This is a genomic window from Mycobacterium paraseoulense (assembly GCF_010731655.1).
Taxonomy (GTDB): Bacteria; Actinomycetota; Actinomycetes; order Mycobacteriales; family Mycobacteriaceae; genus Mycobacterium; species Mycobacterium paraseoulense.
The window spans coordinates 5,567,679-5,585,832 of the sequence record NZ_AP022619.1; the positions used below are offsets into that span (position 1 = coordinate 5,567,679).

Below are 18,154 nucleotides of genomic sequence, written 5' to 3' on the forward strand. Positions count from 1 at the left end.
CAGCGTCGCTGAGGTCCGGGGTATCCACGCGGGCATGGAATGGAGGAGACCCTAGGAGTCCTGCGCGGTTTCCAGCAGCCGTAGCGGGTGCAGGCCGTCGACCGCGCCGACGAACGGCGGGTGGATGCTGTAGCCCAGCATCCGGCGAATGTCGTCGGAGACCGCGCGAGCGACGTCCCGCGATATCGACAATGTGAACGCTTCCATCGGCCGCAGCCACGGCTGGCAGTACTGGGCGGTGACGGCGAGACGGTCCCGGTCGGTGTTGTTGGCACCCCCGCCGTGCCAGAGGGTGCCGACGAAGAAGACACACGAGCCGGCGGGCATCACGACGGGCAGGGCCGCGTCCTCGGGGCCGGGCCGGCGTTTGCCCCAACGGTGGCTGCCAGGGTAGAGGACGGTGGCGCCGTTGTCGGCGGTGAAGTCGTCGATGGCCCAGATCGTCGCCGCCGCCAACGGTTCTCGGGGACGCGGAACCGGATAGAACCCGTCGTCGTGGTGGGCCAGCTGCGCCGACTCGCCGGGCTGAATATTGATGGCCTGCAACGCCGAAAGTAGGTAGTTGGGCATCAGCAGCCGATCGAGCACCGCGAGCACCCGGGGATTGTCGACGATCCCGTCGCAGACGCGTGTCCGGCTCAGCAGGCTGTAGATGCGCTGGGTGCGCCGGCCCTCGAAGGAGTTGCGTCCCGTGTGCGCCAGCCAGGGGAGCACCACCGCACGGATTTGTCGGCATTGCTCGGGGGTGAGCAGGCCCTCCCAGATGACGTATCCGTCGCGGTCGAGGGCCGCCATGTCGGCGTCGACGACGGCGCTGTCGACCGAGCTCCCACCGGTGGGTGTCCGTTTGTACCGCTGCGCCAGATCGCCCCGGAGGTCTTCCAGCGTCGTGACGGACTCGTCGTCGATGTTCATTGGCACTCGTCCTTCGTCCGGCATCCACAGTAAGCCGACTTCACCCCAACTCACACCGAATCACGGCGTACCCGGGCCGACAGGACAACGCCCGCTTTCTGTACAAGGATGAAGCGGTGCGGACGCTTCTCGCAGTGGTGGGCTTCGCGGCTGTCATCGGCGCTGCCGCCCCGGCACAGGCCGATCCGGCTGGCAACAACGGGCCGGGGCCCGATGCGAGTTTCCTGGCGGCGCTCGATCAGGCGGGTGTGCCCTTCAAGAGCGGACCCGTCGCCATCGGGGTGGCGAAAAAGGCCTGCCAGCTGATGGACCAGGGCCACTCGCAGGCCGACGTCATCCAGAGCATGTCGGCCAGCAATCCCGGATTTTCCGTGGACGATGCAACCAAATTCACGGTCAGCGCGGTGGCCGCCTATTGCCCCCAGCACCTCGGGGAACCGACCGCCGAGCCACCGCCAGGTCCCACTCTGCCGCCGACGGGGATGTGGCCCATGTTTCCGTGGCCGACGCCGGGCGCCGCGTAGGGCGCGAGGTCCGTCGAGGAAGATCGAACGATGTGGTCGGACTGGTGGATGATCCTGATCGGCCTCGCGACCGCGTTCGCAGTGATCTGGCTGATCCTCGCGGTCACCTTCTGGCTGATGCGGCCCAAGGCCAACTTGCAGGACCTGGTGCGCCTGCTGCCCGATGTGCTCCGGCTGCTCAAACGTCTCGCCGCCGACCCCGAACTGCCGCGGCGGATCCGGATTGCTCTGCTCGCGTTGATCGCCTTCGTCGTATCGCCCATCGACCTGATACCCGACGCCATCCCGGTCATCGGATTCGCCGACGACGTGATCATCGTTGGCCTGGTACTGCGCTGGATCAGCCGCACAGCGGGACCCGGTGCCCTTGCCGAGCACTGGCCCGGCACGCCCGACGGCCTCGCCACCTTATGCATACTATGCGGGCTGCCCGACCCCGCGCTGGAGTGACCCTGCGCCACCTTTGCGTTGACGACGGCCATGTGCGAATCTGCGGTTGTGGATCTACTGCGCCGCACCCTGCGATACCCGGTCCGGGTCGGCGCCCTGATCGAACTGGCGCTGTGGCTGGCGATTCCCTATCTGTGCATCGGATTCGTGTGGACCGTGTTTCACGGTGACGAGACTCGACGAATCCAGGAGCGGGTGGAAGCGGTGCTGCCCACGGGTGCCGACGCGGTGGCCTTCGGGCTGACCACCGCATTGTGGCCGGCCTCCATCCAAATCGCCCACGCGTGCCCACTGCCATGACGGGCTCTTGGGGTGAACCGGTGCGCGAGGGCGCCGGTTGCTCCTAGGCTGCCGAGCATGTCAATCGATCGAGCCGCACTTATGGCGGGCAGCATCCGACTCAGCTCCGGCGTCTGGTTTCTCGTCGACCCCCTGAGCGCGAACAAGTTCTGGGGCGACCCGGGCGAGCCGACGCCGACGGCGCGACTGTTGTTGCGGTCCATGGGATATCGCGACGCGCTGATCGGTGGGATGCTCGCGGTGGCGGCATTGCGCGGCAAGAACACCCGCGGCTGGTTCCTGGCGTCCGGCGGCGCCGACGCCGCCGACCTGCTGGGCGGCCTCAGCGTCCACGACCAGCTGAAGCCCTCGCAGCGGATCATCGGCCTGGGCGGCGCCGTCATCGGCATCGGCGTCGGGCTCTGGGGCGCGGCGCGCCGGACCACCCGGGGGGCCGGTCGGGCGCGGCGCGCCGGACCACCCGGGGGGCCGGTCGCGGCGACGAGCTGAATGGGGTTGACTGAGCAGCATGGGCTTGGGCGTGCTGACATTCGTAACCGACGAGGGCATCGGTCCGGTGGAGCTGGGGCAGGCGCTCGAGCAGCGCGGGTTCGAGTCGCTGTTTCTCGCTGAGCACACACACATTCCGGCCGGCGACGTCACCCCGTATCCGGCGGGTGGTCCGATCCCGCCGAAGTATTACCGCACCCTGGATCCCTTTGTGGCGCTGACCGCGGCGGCGGTCGTCACCGAACGGCTCGTTGTGGGCACCGGCATCGCCCTGGTTCCCCAGCGCGATCCGATCCACACGGCCAAAGAGGTTGCGTCACTGGACCTGCTGTCGCGGGGACGCTTCCGGTTAGGGGTCGGTGTGGGCTGGCTGCGCGAAGAGATCGCCAACCATGGCGTCGATCCGGGCGTGCGCGGGCGAGTGGTGGACGAGCGGATCGACGCGATGATCGAGATCTGGACGCGTGAAACCGCCGAATTTCACGGCGAATTCGTGAACTTCGACCCCATCTACAGTTGGCCCAAGCCGGTGCAGAAGCCCTATCCGCCGCTGTACTTCGGCGGCGGGCCTGCGGGCTTCAAACGCATCGCCCGGCTGCACGCCGGTTGGCTGTCGATGACACCATCGGCGGAGGTTCTGGCGCCTCAGCTGGAGCAACTGCGCGGCGTCGCCGGACGCGACGTACCGGTGATCAGTTTCCACGGCGGAGCACCGACGGCTGACGAACTCGAGGGCTACATCGCGCTCGGGGTGGAGCACCTGCTGGTGGAGTTGCCCACCGAGCCTCGCGACGAGACCCTTCGCCGTCTCGATGAACTGCAGGCCGAGGCCGCAAAGCTAACGCAAGGCTAAGTGCCGCAGAACGTTTGGTACTTGCCGAAGTCCTCCGGGGCCGGGCTCGCGTACCGGTCCAGGCCCGGCCGTTCGTCAAAGGGCGCGGTCACCGCGGCGAGGAGCTGTTGCAGCGGACCCAGATCGCCCGCCGTCGCGGCCGCCAGGGTTTCCTCGACCAGGTGGTTGCGCGGAATGTAGACCGGGTTGGCCCGGTCCATGACGTCGGCATCGGGGCGCAGGCCTTGCCAGCGCGGCAGCCAGGCGTCGAACCCGTCGAGGTCGACGAACAATCCGCGTGCGGGTTCGGCATCGCCGCGCGCGGCTCGGCCGAGGTGGCGGAAGAACGAGGTGTAGTCGACATGGTTGTCCTTCAAAAGGGCAAGCAACTCGTCGGCCAGTGCCGTGGATTCTCGCGCGTCGAGGTCCGCGGGCAAGCCGAGTTTGGCGCGCATTCCGGACTGCCACACGGCGTCGTACTCACGCTGGAAGACACCGAACGACGCCTCCGCGAGCGCGACGGCCTCCTCGACATCGTCGGAGAGCAGCGGAAGCAGCGTCTCCGCGAACCGCGCGAGGTTCCAGCCCGCGACGAGGGGCTGGTTGCCGTAGGCGTAGCGACCCCAGAAGTCGATCGAACTGAAGACCGTCTCGGGGTCATAGGCCTCCATGAAGGCACAGGGCCCGTAGTCGATCGTCTCGCCGGAAATCGTCATGTTGTCGGTGTTCATCACCCCGTGGACGAACCCGATCAGCATCCAGCGCGCGATGAGCGCCGCCTGCACGGCGACCACGCCCTCGAACAACGCGAGATAGGGGCGTTCGGCCTCCGCGGCGCCGGGGTGGTGGCGGGCGATGGCGTGGTCGGCCAGGCGTCGCAGCAGGCCCTGTTGTCCATCCGTGTCGCCGGTGGAAGCGGCGAACTGGAAGCTGCCCACCCGCAGGTGGCTGCTGGCCACACGGGCCAGCACCGCCCCGGGCAATTCCGCCTCGCGCAGCACCGGACGCCCGGTGCCTACGACGGCCAACGATCGCGTGGTCGGCACCCCCAGCGCGTGCATCGCCTCGCTGACGATGTATTCGCGCAACATGGGGCCCACCGCCGCAAGCCCGTCGCCGCCGCGCGCGAACGGCGTGGGCCCGGAACCCTTCAGGTGGATGTCGCGCAGCCGCCCGTCACCGTCGACGATCTCGCCGAGTAGCAGCGCGCGCCCATCGCCCAGCCTGGGGACGAAACCGCCAAACTGATGCCCGGCGTAGGCCTGGGCCACCGGAACCGCGGCGCTCGGGACCAAATCGCCCACCAGGAATCGCAGCCCGTCGGTGCTTCGCAGCCAGTCGGCGTCCAGCCCCAGCTCGGCCGCAAGCCGCTCGTTGAGCGCGAGTAGCCGCAGCTCGGCCGGGGACTCTGCTTGCCAGCGGACGGCCATCTCCGGCAACTCACGGAAGAACCGGTCCTGCAGAGCGACGGTCATATCCGGGGCGACACTCACCTCGTCGAGCCTACGGAAAAGTCAGCCTCGCCGGCCTAGCCGACACCGATGGCTTGCTTGATCACGTCGCGGGCGCGGTCGAGCATCGACGCGAACGGCCCCAGGGCGAAGTTCAGCTTGGCCGATTCCACGCCCGGGTGCGGGCGGGTCGGCGCGATGGCCTCGGCCGCACGCACGGCAGCGCCCATCCGTTTGAGGTCGTCTTGGTCGACTTCGCGCTGCAGCACGGGGAACTCGTCTTCCTCCTCGTGCCGGGCGTGCTGCAGCACGGCGTCGCGCAGCTTGGTGAGCTCGTCGATGAACTGACGCGAGGTGATGTCGAGCTTCTCGATCTTGGACAGCAGCTCCTTGGCCTCGTGCTCTTCTTCGAGCCGGGCGTCGACGATGGCGTCTCCGTCGTCGGTCTCGCGACGCACCCGCGGGTGCACCACCATTTCCTCGGCCGTCTCGTGGACGGCCAGCAATTGGCGCAGCTCGACGAACGGCTTCTCCCGCGCTTGCGGTTCGGAAGCGTGCAGCACCTCGTCGAACATGTCCTCGATGAGGTTGTGCTGGGCTTTCAGGAACGCGACGACCTCGTCGGGCGATTGGACAATCATGTCGGCCATCGCCGATACCTCCGGTCTTGTCGGGAGTTGGAGTTCGCACTATGGGCTGAGTGCGGCTTGTCACGGCATACCCGCTGGACAAGCCCCTAAACGACGGCCGGGTCGCCACCACGGCGGGGCGGTGTCGGCCCGGTCCGAAGGCTTTGGCAGACAACAGTTTCCGCGCTGTTCAACAGGCCGGAGGGCCACACCGCAAAGCGATCTGGATCACACGGCCGGACCCGATGTTATCTGTCGGCCACCGAATGGGTAGCCGACCAGAAGGCGCTCTCGTGCCGATCCACACAATCAACGCAGGAGGCGAGTTCTTCAATGACTTCATCGGACAAGACGACGGTATTGGCGCAGCTGCGCGCGTTGCACCAGCTGACCAACACCGAGATCCAGGTCGCCGAGACCCGCATCGCACAGGCGCGTACCGAGGCCGTCGAGCGCGAGCTGACGCAGAACGCGTCGAACGCGCGTGAGCGGTCCGTGGCCATCGAGAAGGCGATCCGCGAGCTCGGCGGGTTCCCCGACATCGTCGGCCCCTTCCTGGGCCGTGCCGCCGCAGCCGTCAAGGCGCTGACCGAACAGGCGCAGCCGTTCGACGAGGCGCTGCTGGGCGACCTCGCGCTCGAGGACCAGCTGCTGGACCGTGCCCGCTACCTCAAGGCGCTGGCCGTGGCGGCCGAACTTCCCGACATCGAGAGCTTGGCGGCGCGGCTGATCACCGCCCACTCGGCGACCGTCGACTGGCTGACCACGGTGCTCGCCGAGGACGCGCTCGGCGGCCCGGCCGCGCTGCGTCGCACGCCACTGCAGGCGGCCGCCGGTACCGCAGTGAAACTGGTGAACCTGCCGGTTGAGTGGTCGGTCCGAGGGGTCGACAGGGCGGCGGACGCGCTGCGCTCGGCGCGCCCGACGTTCAACGAATTGGTGAGCCGGAGCGCGCACGCCGGCGACGTGGCGACGCGGGCGCTCGCCGCTTCGCGCAACGCCGCTCTGGAGGCGGCCGAAAAGGTCACCCGCAACGAGGGGGCGCAGCAGACCGCCGACGCCCTGCACGCGGCGCGCGCCGCCGTGGGAGTTCTCGACGCCGACGAACTGCCCATCGCCAATTACGACGAGCTCAACGTCACCGAGGCCGTAGCCGAGGTGAAGGACCTCACCAATCCGGGCGACGTCCGGGCGATCATCGCCTACGAGGAGGCCAACAAGAACCGCCAGCGGGTCGTGTCGGCCGCCCAGACGCGCGTCGCTGCCATCGCGCAGGAGGTCGTCGGCATCAACTGACAGCGGATTCACGGGCGAGGCCGCTCGGTTGAGGTTTCCATCCTCGGCCGGGCGGCCGAACCGTTTGCGCGTGAGGGGACACGTCAACCGATCGTTTGGGCATTTCGCTACGGTTAGGGCACCAGCCCGACATCGACAACCATGTGAGACGAATGTACGACCAGGTCAACAGCAGCGCGACGGAGCCCGACGACATCGGGTATCGCATCGATCCCGTCTTGGCCCGGAGCTGGCTATTGGTCAACGGCGCCCACGGCGACCGGTTCCAGGCCGCGGCGCACTCCCGCGCCGACATCGTCGTCCTCGACATCGAAGATGCCGTCGCCCCCAAAGACAAGCACGCCGCCCGGGACAACGTGGTGAGTTGGCTGGGCGCCGGTAACACCGACTGGGTCCGCATCAACGGCTTTGGCACCCCGTGGTGGGCGGACGACCTCGCCGCCCTGGCGGGAACACCGGTCGGCGGGGTGATGTTGGCCATGGTCGAATCCGTGGACCATGTCACCGAGACCGCGCAACGGCTGCCCAACGTGCCGATCGTGGCGCTGGTGGAAACGGCCCGCGGCCTCGAGCGCATCACCGAAATTGCCGCGGCGAAGGGCACTTTCCGGCTGGCCTTCGGTATCGGCGACTTCCGCCGCGACACCGGTTTCGGGGAAGACCCGAGCACGCTGGCCTACGCCCGGTCGCGCTTCACGATCGCGGCCAAGGCGGCCAGCCTACCCAGCGCGATCGACGGGCCGACAATCGGTTCGAACGCCCTGAAACTGATCGAGGCGACGGCTGTCTCCGTGGAATTCGGGATGACGGGCAAGATCTGCCTGGCGCCGGACCAGTGCGCCGTGGTGAACGAGGGCCTCTCACCATCGCAGGACGAAATATCTTGGGCGAAGGAATTTTTCGCCGAGTTCGAGCGCGACGGGGGAGAGATTCGCAACGGTTCCGACCTGCCGCGCATCGCCCGGGCCACCAAGATCCTCGAGCTGGCCCGCGCTTACGGCATCGAATCGTCGGACTTCGACGACGAAGAACGGGACCATTCGCCCGCGCCGTCGGACACCTATCATTACTGAGCGACGGAACGGGTCCAGCATGGGCATGGCAGTGGAGTTTCATTTCGACCCGATGTGCCCGTTCGCCTATCAGACCTCGTTGTGGATTCGCGACGTTCGCGAGCAGCTCGGCATCACCGTCGACTGGCGGTTCTTCAGCCTCGAAGAGATCAACCGGTCGGAGGGCCAGAAGCACCCGTGGGAACGGGAGTGGTCCTACGGATGGTCGCTGATGCGGATCGGGGCGCTCCTGCGCCGAACGGACATGTCGCTTCTGGACCGGTGGTACGCCGCCGTCGGGCGCGAACTGCACACGCTGGGCGGCAAACCCCACGACCCCGCCGTCGCCCGGCGCTTGCTGAGCGACATCGGCGTCGAGGCGTCGGTCTTCGACGCGGCGCTGGGCGACCCGACAACTCACGACGAGATACTCCGCGACCATCAGCGGGTCGTCGACGCCGGCGGCTACGGAGTGCCGACCCTGTTTCTGTTGGGGCAGTGCCTGTTTGGGCCCGTCCTCGTGGACCCGCCGACCGGCCCCGAGGCCCTGACGCTGTGGAACGTTGTCATCGGCATGGCCGAATTGCCCCACGTGTACGAGCTGCAGCGGCCCAAATCCCCGGCCGATGTCGAGCTCATCGGCCGAAGCCTGCGTCCCTACCTGGACGGGCGCGATTGGGTCAGCATCAATCGCGGTGAAGTCATCGACGTCGAGCGGCTCACCGGCCAGGAGACCTAGGCCGCGTGTCGTGCGATCCAGACCCCGACCCGGGACTCTAGCTTGCTGACCGTGATCGCAGGTGCGCACGGTGGTGCGGTCGAGCGGTAGCTCTTGCCCGTAGGTGTTGTGAATAGCGCTGTATGAGTGTGGTTTTCGTCGACGGCCGTGGTCACCCGCCAGCCCGCGTTTTCCTTGACGTAGTTGCAGCTCTCGCACAGCCCCAAGCCGTTGTCCGCGGTGGTCGCGCCGCCGGCGGCCCACGGTCGCGCGTGGTCGCGGTGCCGGACCGGTGCGTCGCAGTAGGGAGTGCGACAGCGCTGATCGCGGAGCCCGATGAATGCGGCCAGGCCGCGTGGGAAGATGCGTGACCGCGACTCCGTGGCCACCAGTGCCCCCGCCCGGGGGTGGGTATAAAGCCTGCGCAGCGTCGCGCGTGAACGTCGGTCGGTGACCGCGCCGTTGACCATCGCGCGCGCGACCGCGGCGGGGATGGGACCGTAGCCGCCGACGTCGGCCGGCGCATCGCCACCGCCCAGCAGCGTCTCGTCGGACAGCACCAGGTTGACCGCGACCGGTGTGGGGACCGTGGCGCTGCGACCGGTGACCCTTTCGACCAGGGTGTCGGCCATCACCTGTCCGCGTGAGCGACCGTCTCCGCGGGTGTCCGCTTCACGGCGCAACGCCGCATACACCGAAACACCTTGCGCCACCGGCAATAACGCGGTGAGGTACGTCATGGTATCGGGTGCCGGCCGAATGGTGATCGTGCGGTCTTTCTCGGCCTTGGCCGCCCGCTCTACGACGGCATGCGGATCCAGTCGGTAGGCGATCGCTCTGGCGGCGGCCGCGATTCGCGCGTCGCCAACGCCGTTCAGGCCGGCCCGCTCTGCGCAGAGCTCAGCGTCCAGCGCGCGTCGGTCCTCAACGTCCAGGCAGGCGCTCTCACGCACGATCAGCGTCGCCCGCCACTCCGACAGCACCCCGCACTTCAGTGCCGCCAGCGTGTGCGGCATCTCGTGTACCAACGCCTTCGCGAAGCCCAGGTGTCGGCCGCCCCGGGCGGGTGCGTCGCGCCGGGCCAGGGCGACCTCGTTGGCTACGCCCCGTCCCCGCCGCGCGACAGGCACCCCGGCGGCGGCTTCTCTGGCTCGGCGCGAAGCGTCCAGTGCGGCAGCCGCGCGAGCCTGCCCGGCTGCGGCCGCGGATTTTGCCGTCTCCAGCTCGGCGATGCGCTCGATCAGCGCCGATTCATCGGCGTTCGCGTCGATCTCCGCCAACTCTTCGAACATATATTCGATCATAACAAAGCCGCCGACAAACGCCTACGCTGGCGCCTGTGAGCGCCGGGAGCCGGATCCGGGTGTCGCGGGTCTACGACGACGTCACCCCGGACGAGGGCCGCCGTGTACTGGTGGACCGCGTCTGGCCGCGGGGAATCCGCAAGGACGACCCGCGGGTGGGCACCTGGTGCAAGGAGGTCGCACCGTCGAAGGAACTTCGGGAGTGGTATCAGCACCGGTCCGAGCGGTTCGACGAATTCGCCAGGCGCTATGAGGCCGAGCTGCGCCACAGCGCGGCCCTGCAGGAGTTGCGCGAACTGGCCGGGCGCGGTGTCCTCACCCTGGTCACCGCGACCCGCGACCTGGACATCAGCCAGGCGGCCGTCCTCGCGGAGCTGCTGAAAAGCCGCTGAACGCGTGAGACGATCGTGCGATGCGGCTGGGATTGCACGCGCTGGGCATCGGTGCCGGCGCCGATCGTGCGGTGATCGACGCCGTTGCGTCAACCGCGGACGAGTGCGGCTTCGCCACGCTGTGGGCGGGCGAACACGTGGTGATGGTCGACCGGCCCGCTTCGCGCTATCCCTACTCCGACGATGGCACCATTGCCGTTCCGGCACAAGCCGACTGGCTTGACCCGCTGATCGCCTTGAGCTTCGCCGCCGCCGCATCATCGCGGATCGGGCTGGGGACGGGCGTGCTCCTGCTGCCCGAACACAATCCGGTGGTGGTGGCCAAGCAGGCCGCCAGCGTGGATCGCCTCAGCGGTGGGCGGCTGACGCTGGGCGTCGGGATCGGGTGGTGCAGGGAGGAATTCGCCGCGTTGTCAGTGCCCTTCGCCCGTCGCGGTGCGCGCACGGCCGAATACGCGGCCGCGATGCGCACGTTGTGGCGTGACGATGTCGCCTCGTTCGACGGCGACTTCGTCCGCTTCGACTCCGTTCGGGTCAATCCCAAGCCGGTGCGCGATCGTCGTATCCCGATCGTGCTTGGGGGCAATAGCGATTCGGCGCTGCGCCGGGTGGCGGCGTGGGGCGACGGCTGGTACGGGTTCAACCTCGATGGCGCCGAGGCCGTGCGCGGTCGCGTCGCCAGGCTGGAGCGGCTATGCGCCGACTCGGGGCGTGATCGCGCGCAGTTGCGCCTGTCGGTCGCGCTGCGCGAACCGGGCGTTGGCGATGTCGGCGCCCTCGTGGAGTTGGGCATCGACGAATTGGTTCTCGTAGAGGCGCCCCCCGACACGCCCGGGGCGGCGGCCGACTGGGTCTCGGCGCTGGCTGAGCGGTGGATGGCGGCTGCGCACAGTGAATGAGGCCCAGCCCATACTGCCGCGGGAGTTGACCGACATCCCCGACGAAGTCCGCGCTGTCCCGCCGCCGCCCATACCGGCGCTGCCCGAGCCGTACGGGTTGCGTCTCGCCGACCCGGACGCGGACGCGGAGATGATCGCCGAGTGGATGAGCCGCCCGCACTTGGTGGAAGCGTGGGAGTCCGCCTGGCCGGTGCGGCGCTGGCGCCGGTACCTGAGGGCGCAACTCGACGGCGGCTTCTCAAGGCCGTTCATCGCAACGCTCTATGGAACAAACCGCGCGTACATCGAATTATACAGGGCGGCAAAGGATTCCATTGCGCACCGTTATGACTACCATCCCCACGACCTTGGTCTGCACGTCGCGGTCGCCGATCTGGACTACATCAAGCGGGGACACGTCGGTTACCTGCTGCCGTATCTGGTGGGCAGCATCCTGGGCCTCGATCCGCAATGTCGGCGCATCATGTTCGATCCCGACCACCGCAATGTCTTGGCGCGCACGTTCTGCGAGCGCGGCGGCTGCGCCTTCCTTGGCGAGCACGACATGTCGAACCGGCGGATGGCGCTGTATGCGCTGCCCCGCACGCCCGACGACGTTCCCGGCGGTTGATTCAGAGCCCCTCGGCGACGCGCTGCGCGAGGAACGCCGCCGCTTCACCCAGTGCGACGCTGACGACGATGTTGGCGAACGCCGCGCGCACCTGTCGCTCCTCGCCGAGCCGCTGAGTTTCCAGCATCCAGGTGGAGAACGTGGTGTAGGCGCCGACGAACGCGGTGCCGGCCAACAGGGCCGCCTCCCTGCTCAGCGCCAGGCCGCCGAGAAAGCCGAGCAGCGCTGCGCCACTGATGTTCACGACCAACGTGCCGAACGGAAAAGACCGGGCTATCCGCCGGCCCACCGCGCAGTCGACCACGAATCGCAGCACCGACCCGAGGCCGCCGAGGATGACGACGCCGCCCCAGACAAGGGCCGTGGTGACTACGGAGGCCGTCATCGGCGCACCCTGACCCGGCGCACCATCTTGGTGGCCAGGTGCACCGCCAGCAGGCCGACCACAATGCTGACGACGGTGTAGCTCATGGCCATGACCCAATGGCCATGCTCGATCATCTTCAGCGTCTCGACCTGCATCGTCGAGAACGTGGTCAACCCGCCGCAGAGTCCGGTGCCGAGCAGCGGGCGCCGGTAGCTCGACAGCGGCAGCCGCTCCAGCAGCCGGGTGGTGAAGTAGCCGACCAAAAACGCGCCGACGATGTTGACGGCAAAAGTCGCCCACGGCCAGTGATGCGGGTCGCGCACGGCGACGGCTTGCAGCGCCGCACGGGCCAGGGTGCCGATCGCCCCGCCGACGAAAACCGCGGCCAACTCGCGATAATCCTGTGCCACGGTTGGCTTCCCTTCGGTCTGCGAGTGGGTGCGCCTAGCAGCGTAGGGCTTCGACTTACCAGGAGATGAACCCGGGAAGTACCTGAGAAGTCCAAGGCGGCGGTGCGCGACGGGCACGGGCAGAATTGGTAACCATGGCCCACCCGCGCGCCGGTCAGCCGGCCCAGCCCGAAGACTTAGTCAATCTGCCTCACCTGGTGACGGCCTACTATTCGATTCAGCCTGATCCGAACGACGTCGCCCAGCAGGTGGTGTTCGGCACGTCGGGTCACCGTGGGTCGGCGCTGAGCGGGGCGTTCAACGAGGCCCACATCCTGGCCATCACCCAGGCCATCGTCGAATACCGCGCCGCCCAGGGCACCACCGGGCCGTTGTTCATCGGCCGTGACACGCATGGTCTTTCGGAGCCGGCGTGGGTGTCGGCGCTGGAGGTGCTGGCCGCCAACGACGTCGTCACCATGGTCGACTCCCGCGACGGTTACACGCCGACGCCGGCGGTCAGCCACGCCATCCTCGGCTACAACCGCGGCCGCACCGAGGCGCTGGCCGACGGCATCGTGGTGACGCCGTCGCACAACCCGCCACCCGACGGCGGCTTCAAGTACAACCCGCCCAACGGGGGGCCGGCGGACACCGACGCGACCAACGCCATCGCCAAGCGCGCCAACGAGATTCTGCGTGACGGCACCGGCGTGAAGCGGGTGCCGCTGGCCCGGGCGCTGCAGACCGTCCAGCGCCACGACTACCTGGGCAACTACGTCGACGACCTGCCCAACGTGGTCGACATCGACGCGATCCGCGCGGCCGGGGTGCGCATCGGCGCCGACCCGCTGGGCGGCGCGAGCGTGGACTACTGGGGCGAGATCGCCCAGCGGCACCGTCTCGACCTGACCGTGGTCAACCCGCTGGTCGACGCGACGTGGCGGTTCATGACGCTCGACCACGACGGCAAGATCCGGATGGACTGCAGCTCGCCCGACGCGATGGCCGGGCTCATCGCCAACCGCGACCGCTACCAGATCGCCACCGGCAACGACGCCGACTCCGACCGGCACGGCATCGTGACGCCCGACGGCGGCCTGCTCAACCCCAACCACTACCTGGCGGTGGCCATCGACTACCTCTACACGCACCGGCCGTCCTGGCCCGACGGCATCGCCGTCGGCAAGACCGCGGTGAGTTCGTCGATCATCGACCGGGTGGTCGCCGGCCTCGGCCGCAAGCTCGTCGAGGTGCCGGTCGGGTTCAAGTGGTTCGTCGACGGCCTGATCGGCGGCACCATCGGCTTCGGCGGCGAGGAGTCGGCGGGGGCGTCCTTCCTGCGCCGGGACGGCTCGGTGTGGACGACGGACAAGGACGGCATCATCCTGGCGCTGCTGGCCTCCGAGATCCTGGCCATCACGGGTTTGAGCCCATCCCAGCGCTACCAGGAGCTGACCGCCGAATACGGCACGCCGTTCTACGCCCGCGTCGACGCGCCCGCCGACCGCGAGCAAAAGGCCCGGCTGGGCAAGCTGTCGGCCGAGCAGGTCACCGCCACGGAGCTGGCCGGCGAGCCGATCACCGCGAAACTCACCGCCGCGCCCGGCAACGGCGCGGCGCTGGGCGGATTGAAGGTGACGACGGCGAACGCATGGTTTGCCGCGCGGCCGTCGGGCACCGAGGACGTGTACAAAATCTACGCGGAGTCCTTCAATGGCCCAGAGCATTTGGCGGAGGTGCAGGAAGCCGCGCGCGAGGTGGTTAATAAAGTCATTGGGTGACCCTTTCCCTCCGCTTTACCCGCTCGGGGGAATGCGGGTCGCCTAACGCCCGACTGCCACGCGAAGTTTGGATCCTCAGCTGGGCGAATGTCATGGTCGCGTTGGGCTACGGTGTCATTTCGCCGGCGATGCCCGCCTTTGCCCATACCTTCGGGGTGAGCATCGAGGCGGTGACTTTCGTGGTCACCGTCTTTTCGTTGAGCCGGCTGTGTTTCGCTCCGGTCAGCGGTGCGTTGGTGCAGCGGTTCGGCGAGCGGCGGATCTACATCGGTGGTTTGCTGATCGTCGCGTTGTCCACCATCGCGTGCGCGTATTCGCAGGCGTACTGGCAATTGCTGGTATTCCGGGCGATCAGCGGCATCGGTTCGACGATGTTCTACGTCTCGGCGTTGGGGCTGATGATCCATATCAGCCCACCCGACGCGCGCGGGCGCATCGCGGGGTTGTTCATGACCTCGTTCATGGTTGGCGCGGTGGGCGGGCCGGCGATTGGCGGCCTGACGGCGGGGTGGGGGTTGACCGCCCCGTTCATCGTGTACGGCGTCGCCATGCTGGGTGTGGCGGCGGCGCTGTTCTACGGCCTGCGGCATTCCGAACTGGCCGCGCCCCCGCCGCCGACCCGATCGACGGTGACGATGCGCCAAGCGCTGCGTGTCCGTGCGTACTGGGCGGTGCTGCTGGCGAATTTCGCGACGGGCTGGGCGGCGTTCGGTCTGCGCGTCGCGCTGGTGCCGCTGTTCCTGTCCGATGTCATGCGCGACAGCGTCGGGGTCATCGGGGTGGCGCTTGCGGCGTTCGCGGCTGGTAACGCCCTGGCGGTCATCCCCAGCGGCTACCTGTCCGACCGGATGGGGCGACGCACGTTGTTGATCGTCGGCCTGGCGACGTCCGGCGTGGCGACCGCCGCGCTGGGAGTCACGTCGTCCTTGCCGGCATTCATGGTCGCGGCGGCGGTATCCGGTGCCACGACGGGGATCTTCATGTCACCCATGCAGGCCGCAGTCGCCGACATCCTCGGCAGCGAGGCGCGCGCGGGCATTCCGGTGGCCGCGGTGCAGATGGCCTCCGACCTGGGGGCCATCGTCGGCTCCGTGACGGTCGGTTGGGTCGCCGAGAAGCTCAGCTTCGGGTGGGGATTCACTATCAGCGGCATCGTCTTGCTGGTCGCCGCGCTCGGTTGGGTGCTGGCGCAGGAGACTCGGACCCTGATCCATCCCGAGCACGGTTTGGCGGAGTCTCCGGCGGACGGTGAGGCAGCCTGAGCAGCAACTTTGAACGACGGTTGCCGGTGGTGTAGCTTCGATTGGCACGACTTGGGGCTATGGCGCAGCTGGTAGCGCACCACACTGGCAGTGTGGGGGTCAGGGGTTCGAGTCCCCTTAGCTCCACCAGGATAAATACGGTTGTTGAAGCCATTACGGTAAGGGCAATACCACAACGCAGTACCCAAGTCAGCTTTCACCGCTTGTCCGCCAGCAAACCGTGTGGGGTCACGACAATGCTCAGTGAAACTTGGGAAGACCAGTACCGGCGCATGCACCGGCAATACGACCTGCTGAAGAGAACCGCCGACCAGAACAAATTTGAAGAGATTCACGAGATGAACCGGGCGCGGGACATCCTGTATCACTTCTGCTGCGACGCGTTCCATCTGAGGGACTGGATCCTACACGCGGACGGGCAGAGCCAGCAGATCAAAGATGCCGTGTCGAAGTTCCTCCCGAAGGGCAACTCAAATCCACCATCGTTGGACTTGGCGATGTGCGCCGACATCGCCAACGGCTTCAAGCATGGGAAGCTGACTCACCCCACGTTCTACACGCCTGGTGGCCCGGCTGAAGTTGTGGAGCACACACAGGCTGCCCGGTTCCCGATGCAGTTTCCGTTTCACTTCTCAGCGAACCACTGGAAGATACGTGCTCGCGCTAGCGGTGATGAGTACTACGCGCTCGACGTCGCTAAAGATGCCGTAGACGCTTGGGATGCGTGGCTGCCGGACAACGGTCTGCCGCTGCCGAGCCTCTGATCAGAGCCCGAGCGCGCCGGACAGCCCGTCGACAGCGGCCCGGGTGGTCGCGTCCGACGTGTGACCGTAGATGTCGCCGGTAATGGAAATCGAGGAATGGCCCAGCAGATCGGCGACCGCCTTGATGTGCACACCGGCCTCAAGCCAGGCCACCGCCGCCGAGTGCCGCAGGGTGTGCACCCCGACGTTGTCGACACCGGCTCTGGCTGCCGCGACTTTGATGGTCCGCAGCAGGTTGCGCGGTTCGACCGGCGTCCCGAACTCGGTGGTGAACACCAGCCCCGTATCGGTCCACCGGTCGCCAGCGTGCAGCCGTTCCGCCGCCTGGTGCGCCTTCTGAGCCTTCAGCATCGCCACGATGGCGGGGGACAGCGGCACCGTGCGCCGGGACCGCTCAGATTTCGGTTCGGTGATCGTCAACTCATCATTGACACGGCGAACAGTGCTGCGAACCTTCAGCCAGCCCTCATTGAGGTTGACGTGCTGCCAGTGCAGGCCCAGCGCTTCGCCACGGCGCAAACCGGTCGCCGCGATGAGCACCAGCACCGCGCGGTACCGCGAGCCCTCAGCGGCCTTCAGCACGGCGGAAACATCGTCGGCGTCCAAGTGCCTGGCCTCTTTGTGTTCGGCGCCGGGACGGCGGACCAGCTGGCAAGGATTGCGCGCCACGAGTCCGTCGAGCACCGCGTCATCGAGTGCCCCCCGCAGCACCGTGTAGACACGGCGCACCGTGGCATCCGAGAGACCCCGCCTGCGCAATTCAACGATCAGGCCGTCGATGTCGGTCTTGCGCAACCTGTCCAGCCGCATCGTGCCCAACGGTGGCGGTACGAGATGTTTGCGCACTATGCCGCGACATAGCTCCTTGGTCGACTCTTTACGGTTCGACGCTTCCAGTGATGTGCCCGACCAGTGCGTGAGCCAGTCGGCAACCAGTTGGGATGAATCGCGCACTGGTGCTTGCTCTTTGATACGGTCGCGCGCCTGGTCCAGCTTGTCCCGCACGGCCTCGGCTGTCTTGGCGTACACGGAGTGAGACTTGCGCCCACCTGTTGCCGAGTCGACGTAGCTGATCCGCGCCTCCCAGGTTCCGTTGGGCCGCTGGCGGATTGAGCCTTCACCGGATGCGCGTTTACTCATTGATCAGCCCCGCCTCTCGTGCTTGCGCGATGTAACGCCACGCCTGCCGTTCCGAAGCGCCGAACGCCGCAGTCACGGCTGCGAGCCTCCCGCCTTCGGGTGCGGCCCGGTGTATCTCAGCGACCCGGGCCAGAAACTCCGGCGTGATCTTTCGCCGAGAGGTCATGCGGTCCAGCGTCTTTCGGGCAACGCGGTGAATCGCGTCGTGCCCGCCCTCCGTGTCGGGGATGATCATTCCGACAACGAGGAAAGCCTCGTCTCGAAGCTGGTCCAGTTTGATCGCGACCAAATCCTTCGCGAGAATCGGTCTTTCACCTGACCGCAGTTCGACGCTCACGCAGCCGGGGACACCGCCCCGAACCTCGAACACGATCGTGGCGGTGTCGCTCGTGTAGGTGAGCTGCCGGTAGGTGTAGACGTCGCCTATCGGCACGATGGTGTCGTCGGTGACTTCGACCTGCCCATCGCGCAACTCGTAGACGAGCTTGACCTTCTCAAACGCCATCTGTGCTGGTCCTCCCGTATGCCATCAGACGACAAACTAGTGTCAGTGACATTCTGGCGTGTGGCATGTCATTCTGTCAACG

General features: G+C 67.5%; 22 protein-coding genes and 1 tRNA gene. 15 read left to right on the forward strand and 8 right to left on the reverse strand.

Annotated features, from left to right (window positions below; translation table 11 throughout):
* Positions 1-51: 51 nt before the first annotated feature.
* Entirely contained in the window at positions 52-915 is an 864-nt protein-coding gene (locus G6N51_RS26020) for a phytanoyl-CoA dioxygenase family protein (protein ID WP_083172515.1), read from the reverse strand.
* A gap of 116 nt (positions 916-1,031) precedes the next feature.
* Between G6N51_RS26020 and G6N51_RS26025 the strand changes: the two genes are divergently transcribed.
* Genes G6N51_RS26025 through G6N51_RS26045 form a run of 5 tightly spaced genes read left to right on the forward strand, consistent with a single transcriptional unit; the run spans position 1,032 to position 3,531 of the window.
* Positions 1,032-1,439 (forward strand): DUF732 domain-containing protein, encoded by a 408-nt coding sequence (locus tag G6N51_RS26025; protein ID WP_083172516.1) that lies wholly within the window; start codon positions 1,032-1,034, stop codon positions 1,437-1,439.
* Between the two features lie 30 nt (positions 1,440-1,469).
* Positions 1,470-1,889, forward strand: coding sequence for a YkvA family protein (locus G6N51_RS26030; protein ID WP_083172518.1), 420 nt, complete (start codon positions 1,470-1,472; stop codon positions 1,887-1,889).
* Between the two features lie 30 nt (positions 1,890-1,919).
* Entirely contained in the window at positions 1,920-2,189 is a 270-nt protein-coding gene (locus G6N51_RS26035) for a hypothetical protein (RefSeq protein WP_083172520.1), read from the forward strand.
* A gap of 57 nt (positions 2,190-2,246) precedes the next feature.
* Positions 2,247-2,678: a DUF4267 domain-containing protein gene (locus G6N51_RS26040; RefSeq protein WP_083172522.1), complete on the forward strand. Its 432-nt coding sequence runs from the start codon at positions 2,247-2,249 to the stop codon at positions 2,676-2,678.
* A gap of 19 nt (positions 2,679-2,697) precedes the next feature.
* Positions 2,698-3,531, forward strand: a complete 834-nt coding sequence (locus G6N51_RS26045; protein WP_083172524.1) for an LLM class F420-dependent oxidoreductase — start codon at positions 2,698-2,700, stop codon at positions 3,529-3,531.
* Here G6N51_RS26045 and G6N51_RS26050 read toward each other — a convergent pair.
* Positions 3,528-4,985 carry a protein adenylyltransferase SelO gene (locus G6N51_RS26050; protein ID WP_174814424.1) on the reverse strand — a complete coding sequence of 486 codons (1,458 nt, stop codon included), beginning with the start codon at positions 4,983-4,985 and terminating at the stop codon, positions 3,528-3,530. The genes G6N51_RS26045 and G6N51_RS26050 overlap by 4 nt on opposite strands.
* 53 nt (positions 4,986-5,038) lie before the next feature.
* Positions 5,039-5,611, reverse strand: coding sequence for a hemerythrin domain-containing protein (locus G6N51_RS26055; RefSeq protein ID WP_083172528.1), 573 nt, complete (start codon positions 5,609-5,611; stop codon positions 5,039-5,041).
* Positions 5,612-5,923: 312 nt separating this feature from the next.
* On the opposite strand from G6N51_RS26055, the gene G6N51_RS26060 reads away from it, so the two are divergent.
* From G6N51_RS26060 to G6N51_RS26070, 3 genes are all read left to right on the forward strand, one after another.
* The gene (locus G6N51_RS26060) at positions 5,924-6,886 is read left to right on the forward strand and encodes a hypothetical protein (RefSeq protein WP_083172530.1); all 963 of its coding nucleotides are present in this window, start codon (positions 5,924-5,926) and stop codon (positions 6,884-6,886) included.
* 152 nt (positions 6,887-7,038) lie between these two features.
* Entirely contained in the window at positions 7,039-7,959 is a 921-nt protein-coding gene (locus G6N51_RS26065; RefSeq protein ID WP_083172532.1) for an HpcH/HpaI aldolase/citrate lyase family protein, read from the forward strand.
* Between the two features lie 25 nt (positions 7,960-7,984).
* A complete protein-coding gene (locus G6N51_RS26070) occupies positions 7,985-8,677 on the forward strand; it encodes a mycothiol-dependent nitroreductase Rv2466c family protein (RefSeq protein WP_174814425.1) in 693 nt (230 codons plus the stop codon).
* Here the strand turns inward: G6N51_RS26070 and G6N51_RS26075 are convergent.
* Complete coding sequence (locus tag G6N51_RS26075; protein ID WP_083172660.1) at positions 8,674-9,948, reverse strand: HNH endonuclease; 1,275 nt, start codon at positions 9,946-9,948, stop codon at positions 8,674-8,676. The genes G6N51_RS26070 and G6N51_RS26075 overlap by 4 nt on opposite strands.
* Before the next feature lie 47 nt (positions 9,949-9,995).
* Between G6N51_RS26075 and G6N51_RS26080 the strand changes: the two genes are divergently transcribed.
* Genes G6N51_RS26080 through G6N51_RS26090 form a run of 3 tightly spaced genes read left to right on the forward strand, consistent with a single transcriptional unit; the run spans position 9,996 to position 11,861 of the window.
* Complete coding sequence (locus G6N51_RS26080) at positions 9,996-10,352, forward strand: DUF488 domain-containing protein (RefSeq protein WP_083172536.1); 357 nt, start codon at positions 9,996-9,998, stop codon at positions 10,350-10,352.
* Between the two features lie 20 nt (positions 10,353-10,372).
* Positions 10,373-11,251, forward strand: coding sequence for an LLM class F420-dependent oxidoreductase (locus tag G6N51_RS26085; RefSeq protein ID WP_083172538.1), 879 nt, complete (start codon positions 10,373-10,375; stop codon positions 11,249-11,251).
* A complete protein-coding gene (locus tag G6N51_RS26090) occupies positions 11,244-11,861 on the forward strand; it encodes a GNAT family N-acetyltransferase (RefSeq protein ID WP_083172540.1) in 618 nt (205 codons plus the stop codon). The genes G6N51_RS26085 and G6N51_RS26090 overlap by 8 nt, the downstream gene beginning before the upstream one ends.
* A 1-nt stretch (position 11,862) precedes the next feature.
* Here the strand turns inward: G6N51_RS26090 and crcB (G6N51_RS26095) are convergent, their stop codons facing one another.
* Together crcB (G6N51_RS26095) and crcB (G6N51_RS26100) are read right to left on the reverse strand one after the other, a co-directional pair.
* Positions 11,863-12,246, reverse strand: coding sequence for a fluoride efflux transporter CrcB (gene crcB, locus G6N51_RS26095; protein ID WP_083172542.1), 384 nt, complete (start codon positions 12,244-12,246; stop codon positions 11,863-11,865).
* Positions 12,243-12,638 (reverse strand): fluoride efflux transporter CrcB, encoded by a 396-nt coding sequence (gene crcB / locus G6N51_RS26100; RefSeq protein WP_083172544.1) that lies wholly within the window; start codon positions 12,636-12,638, stop codon positions 12,243-12,245. The genes crcB (G6N51_RS26095) and crcB (G6N51_RS26100) overlap by 4 nt, the downstream gene beginning before the upstream one ends.
* Positions 12,639-12,772: 134 nt before the next feature.
* On the opposite strand from crcB (G6N51_RS26100), the gene pgm reads away from it, so the two are divergent.
* The 4 genes from pgm (at position 12,773) to G6N51_RS26120 (ending at position 16,427) form a co-directional block, all read left to right on the forward strand.
* A complete protein-coding gene (gene pgm / locus G6N51_RS26105) occupies positions 12,773-14,401 on the forward strand; it encodes a phosphoglucomutase (alpha-D-glucose-1,6-bisphosphate-dependent) (RefSeq protein WP_083172546.1) in 1,629 nt (542 codons plus the stop codon).
* A 92-nt stretch (positions 14,402-14,493) separates the two neighbouring features.
* A complete protein-coding gene (locus tag G6N51_RS26110) occupies positions 14,494-15,663 on the forward strand; it encodes an MFS transporter (protein ID WP_083172548.1) in 1,170 nt (389 codons plus the stop codon).
* 53 nt (positions 15,664-15,716) lie between these two features.
* Positions 15,717-15,792 (forward strand) — tRNA-Ala (locus tag G6N51_RS26115).
* 107 nt (positions 15,793-15,899) lie between these two features.
* Entirely contained in the window at positions 15,900-16,427 is a 528-nt protein-coding gene (locus G6N51_RS26120) for a hypothetical protein (protein WP_083172550.1), read from the forward strand.
* Here G6N51_RS26120 and G6N51_RS26125 read toward each other — a convergent pair whose 3' ends face one another.
* On the reverse strand, positions 16,428-17,567 hold the full coding sequence (locus tag G6N51_RS26125; protein WP_083172552.1) for a tyrosine-type recombinase/integrase: 1,140 nt from the start codon (positions 17,565-17,567) through the stop codon (positions 16,428-16,430).
* Entirely contained in the window at positions 17,560-18,072 is a 513-nt protein-coding gene (locus G6N51_RS26130; RefSeq protein ID WP_083172554.1) for a DUF6214 family protein, read from the reverse strand. The genes G6N51_RS26125 and G6N51_RS26130 overlap by 8 nt, the downstream gene beginning before the upstream one ends.
* Positions 18,073-18,154: the final 82 nt, after the last annotated feature.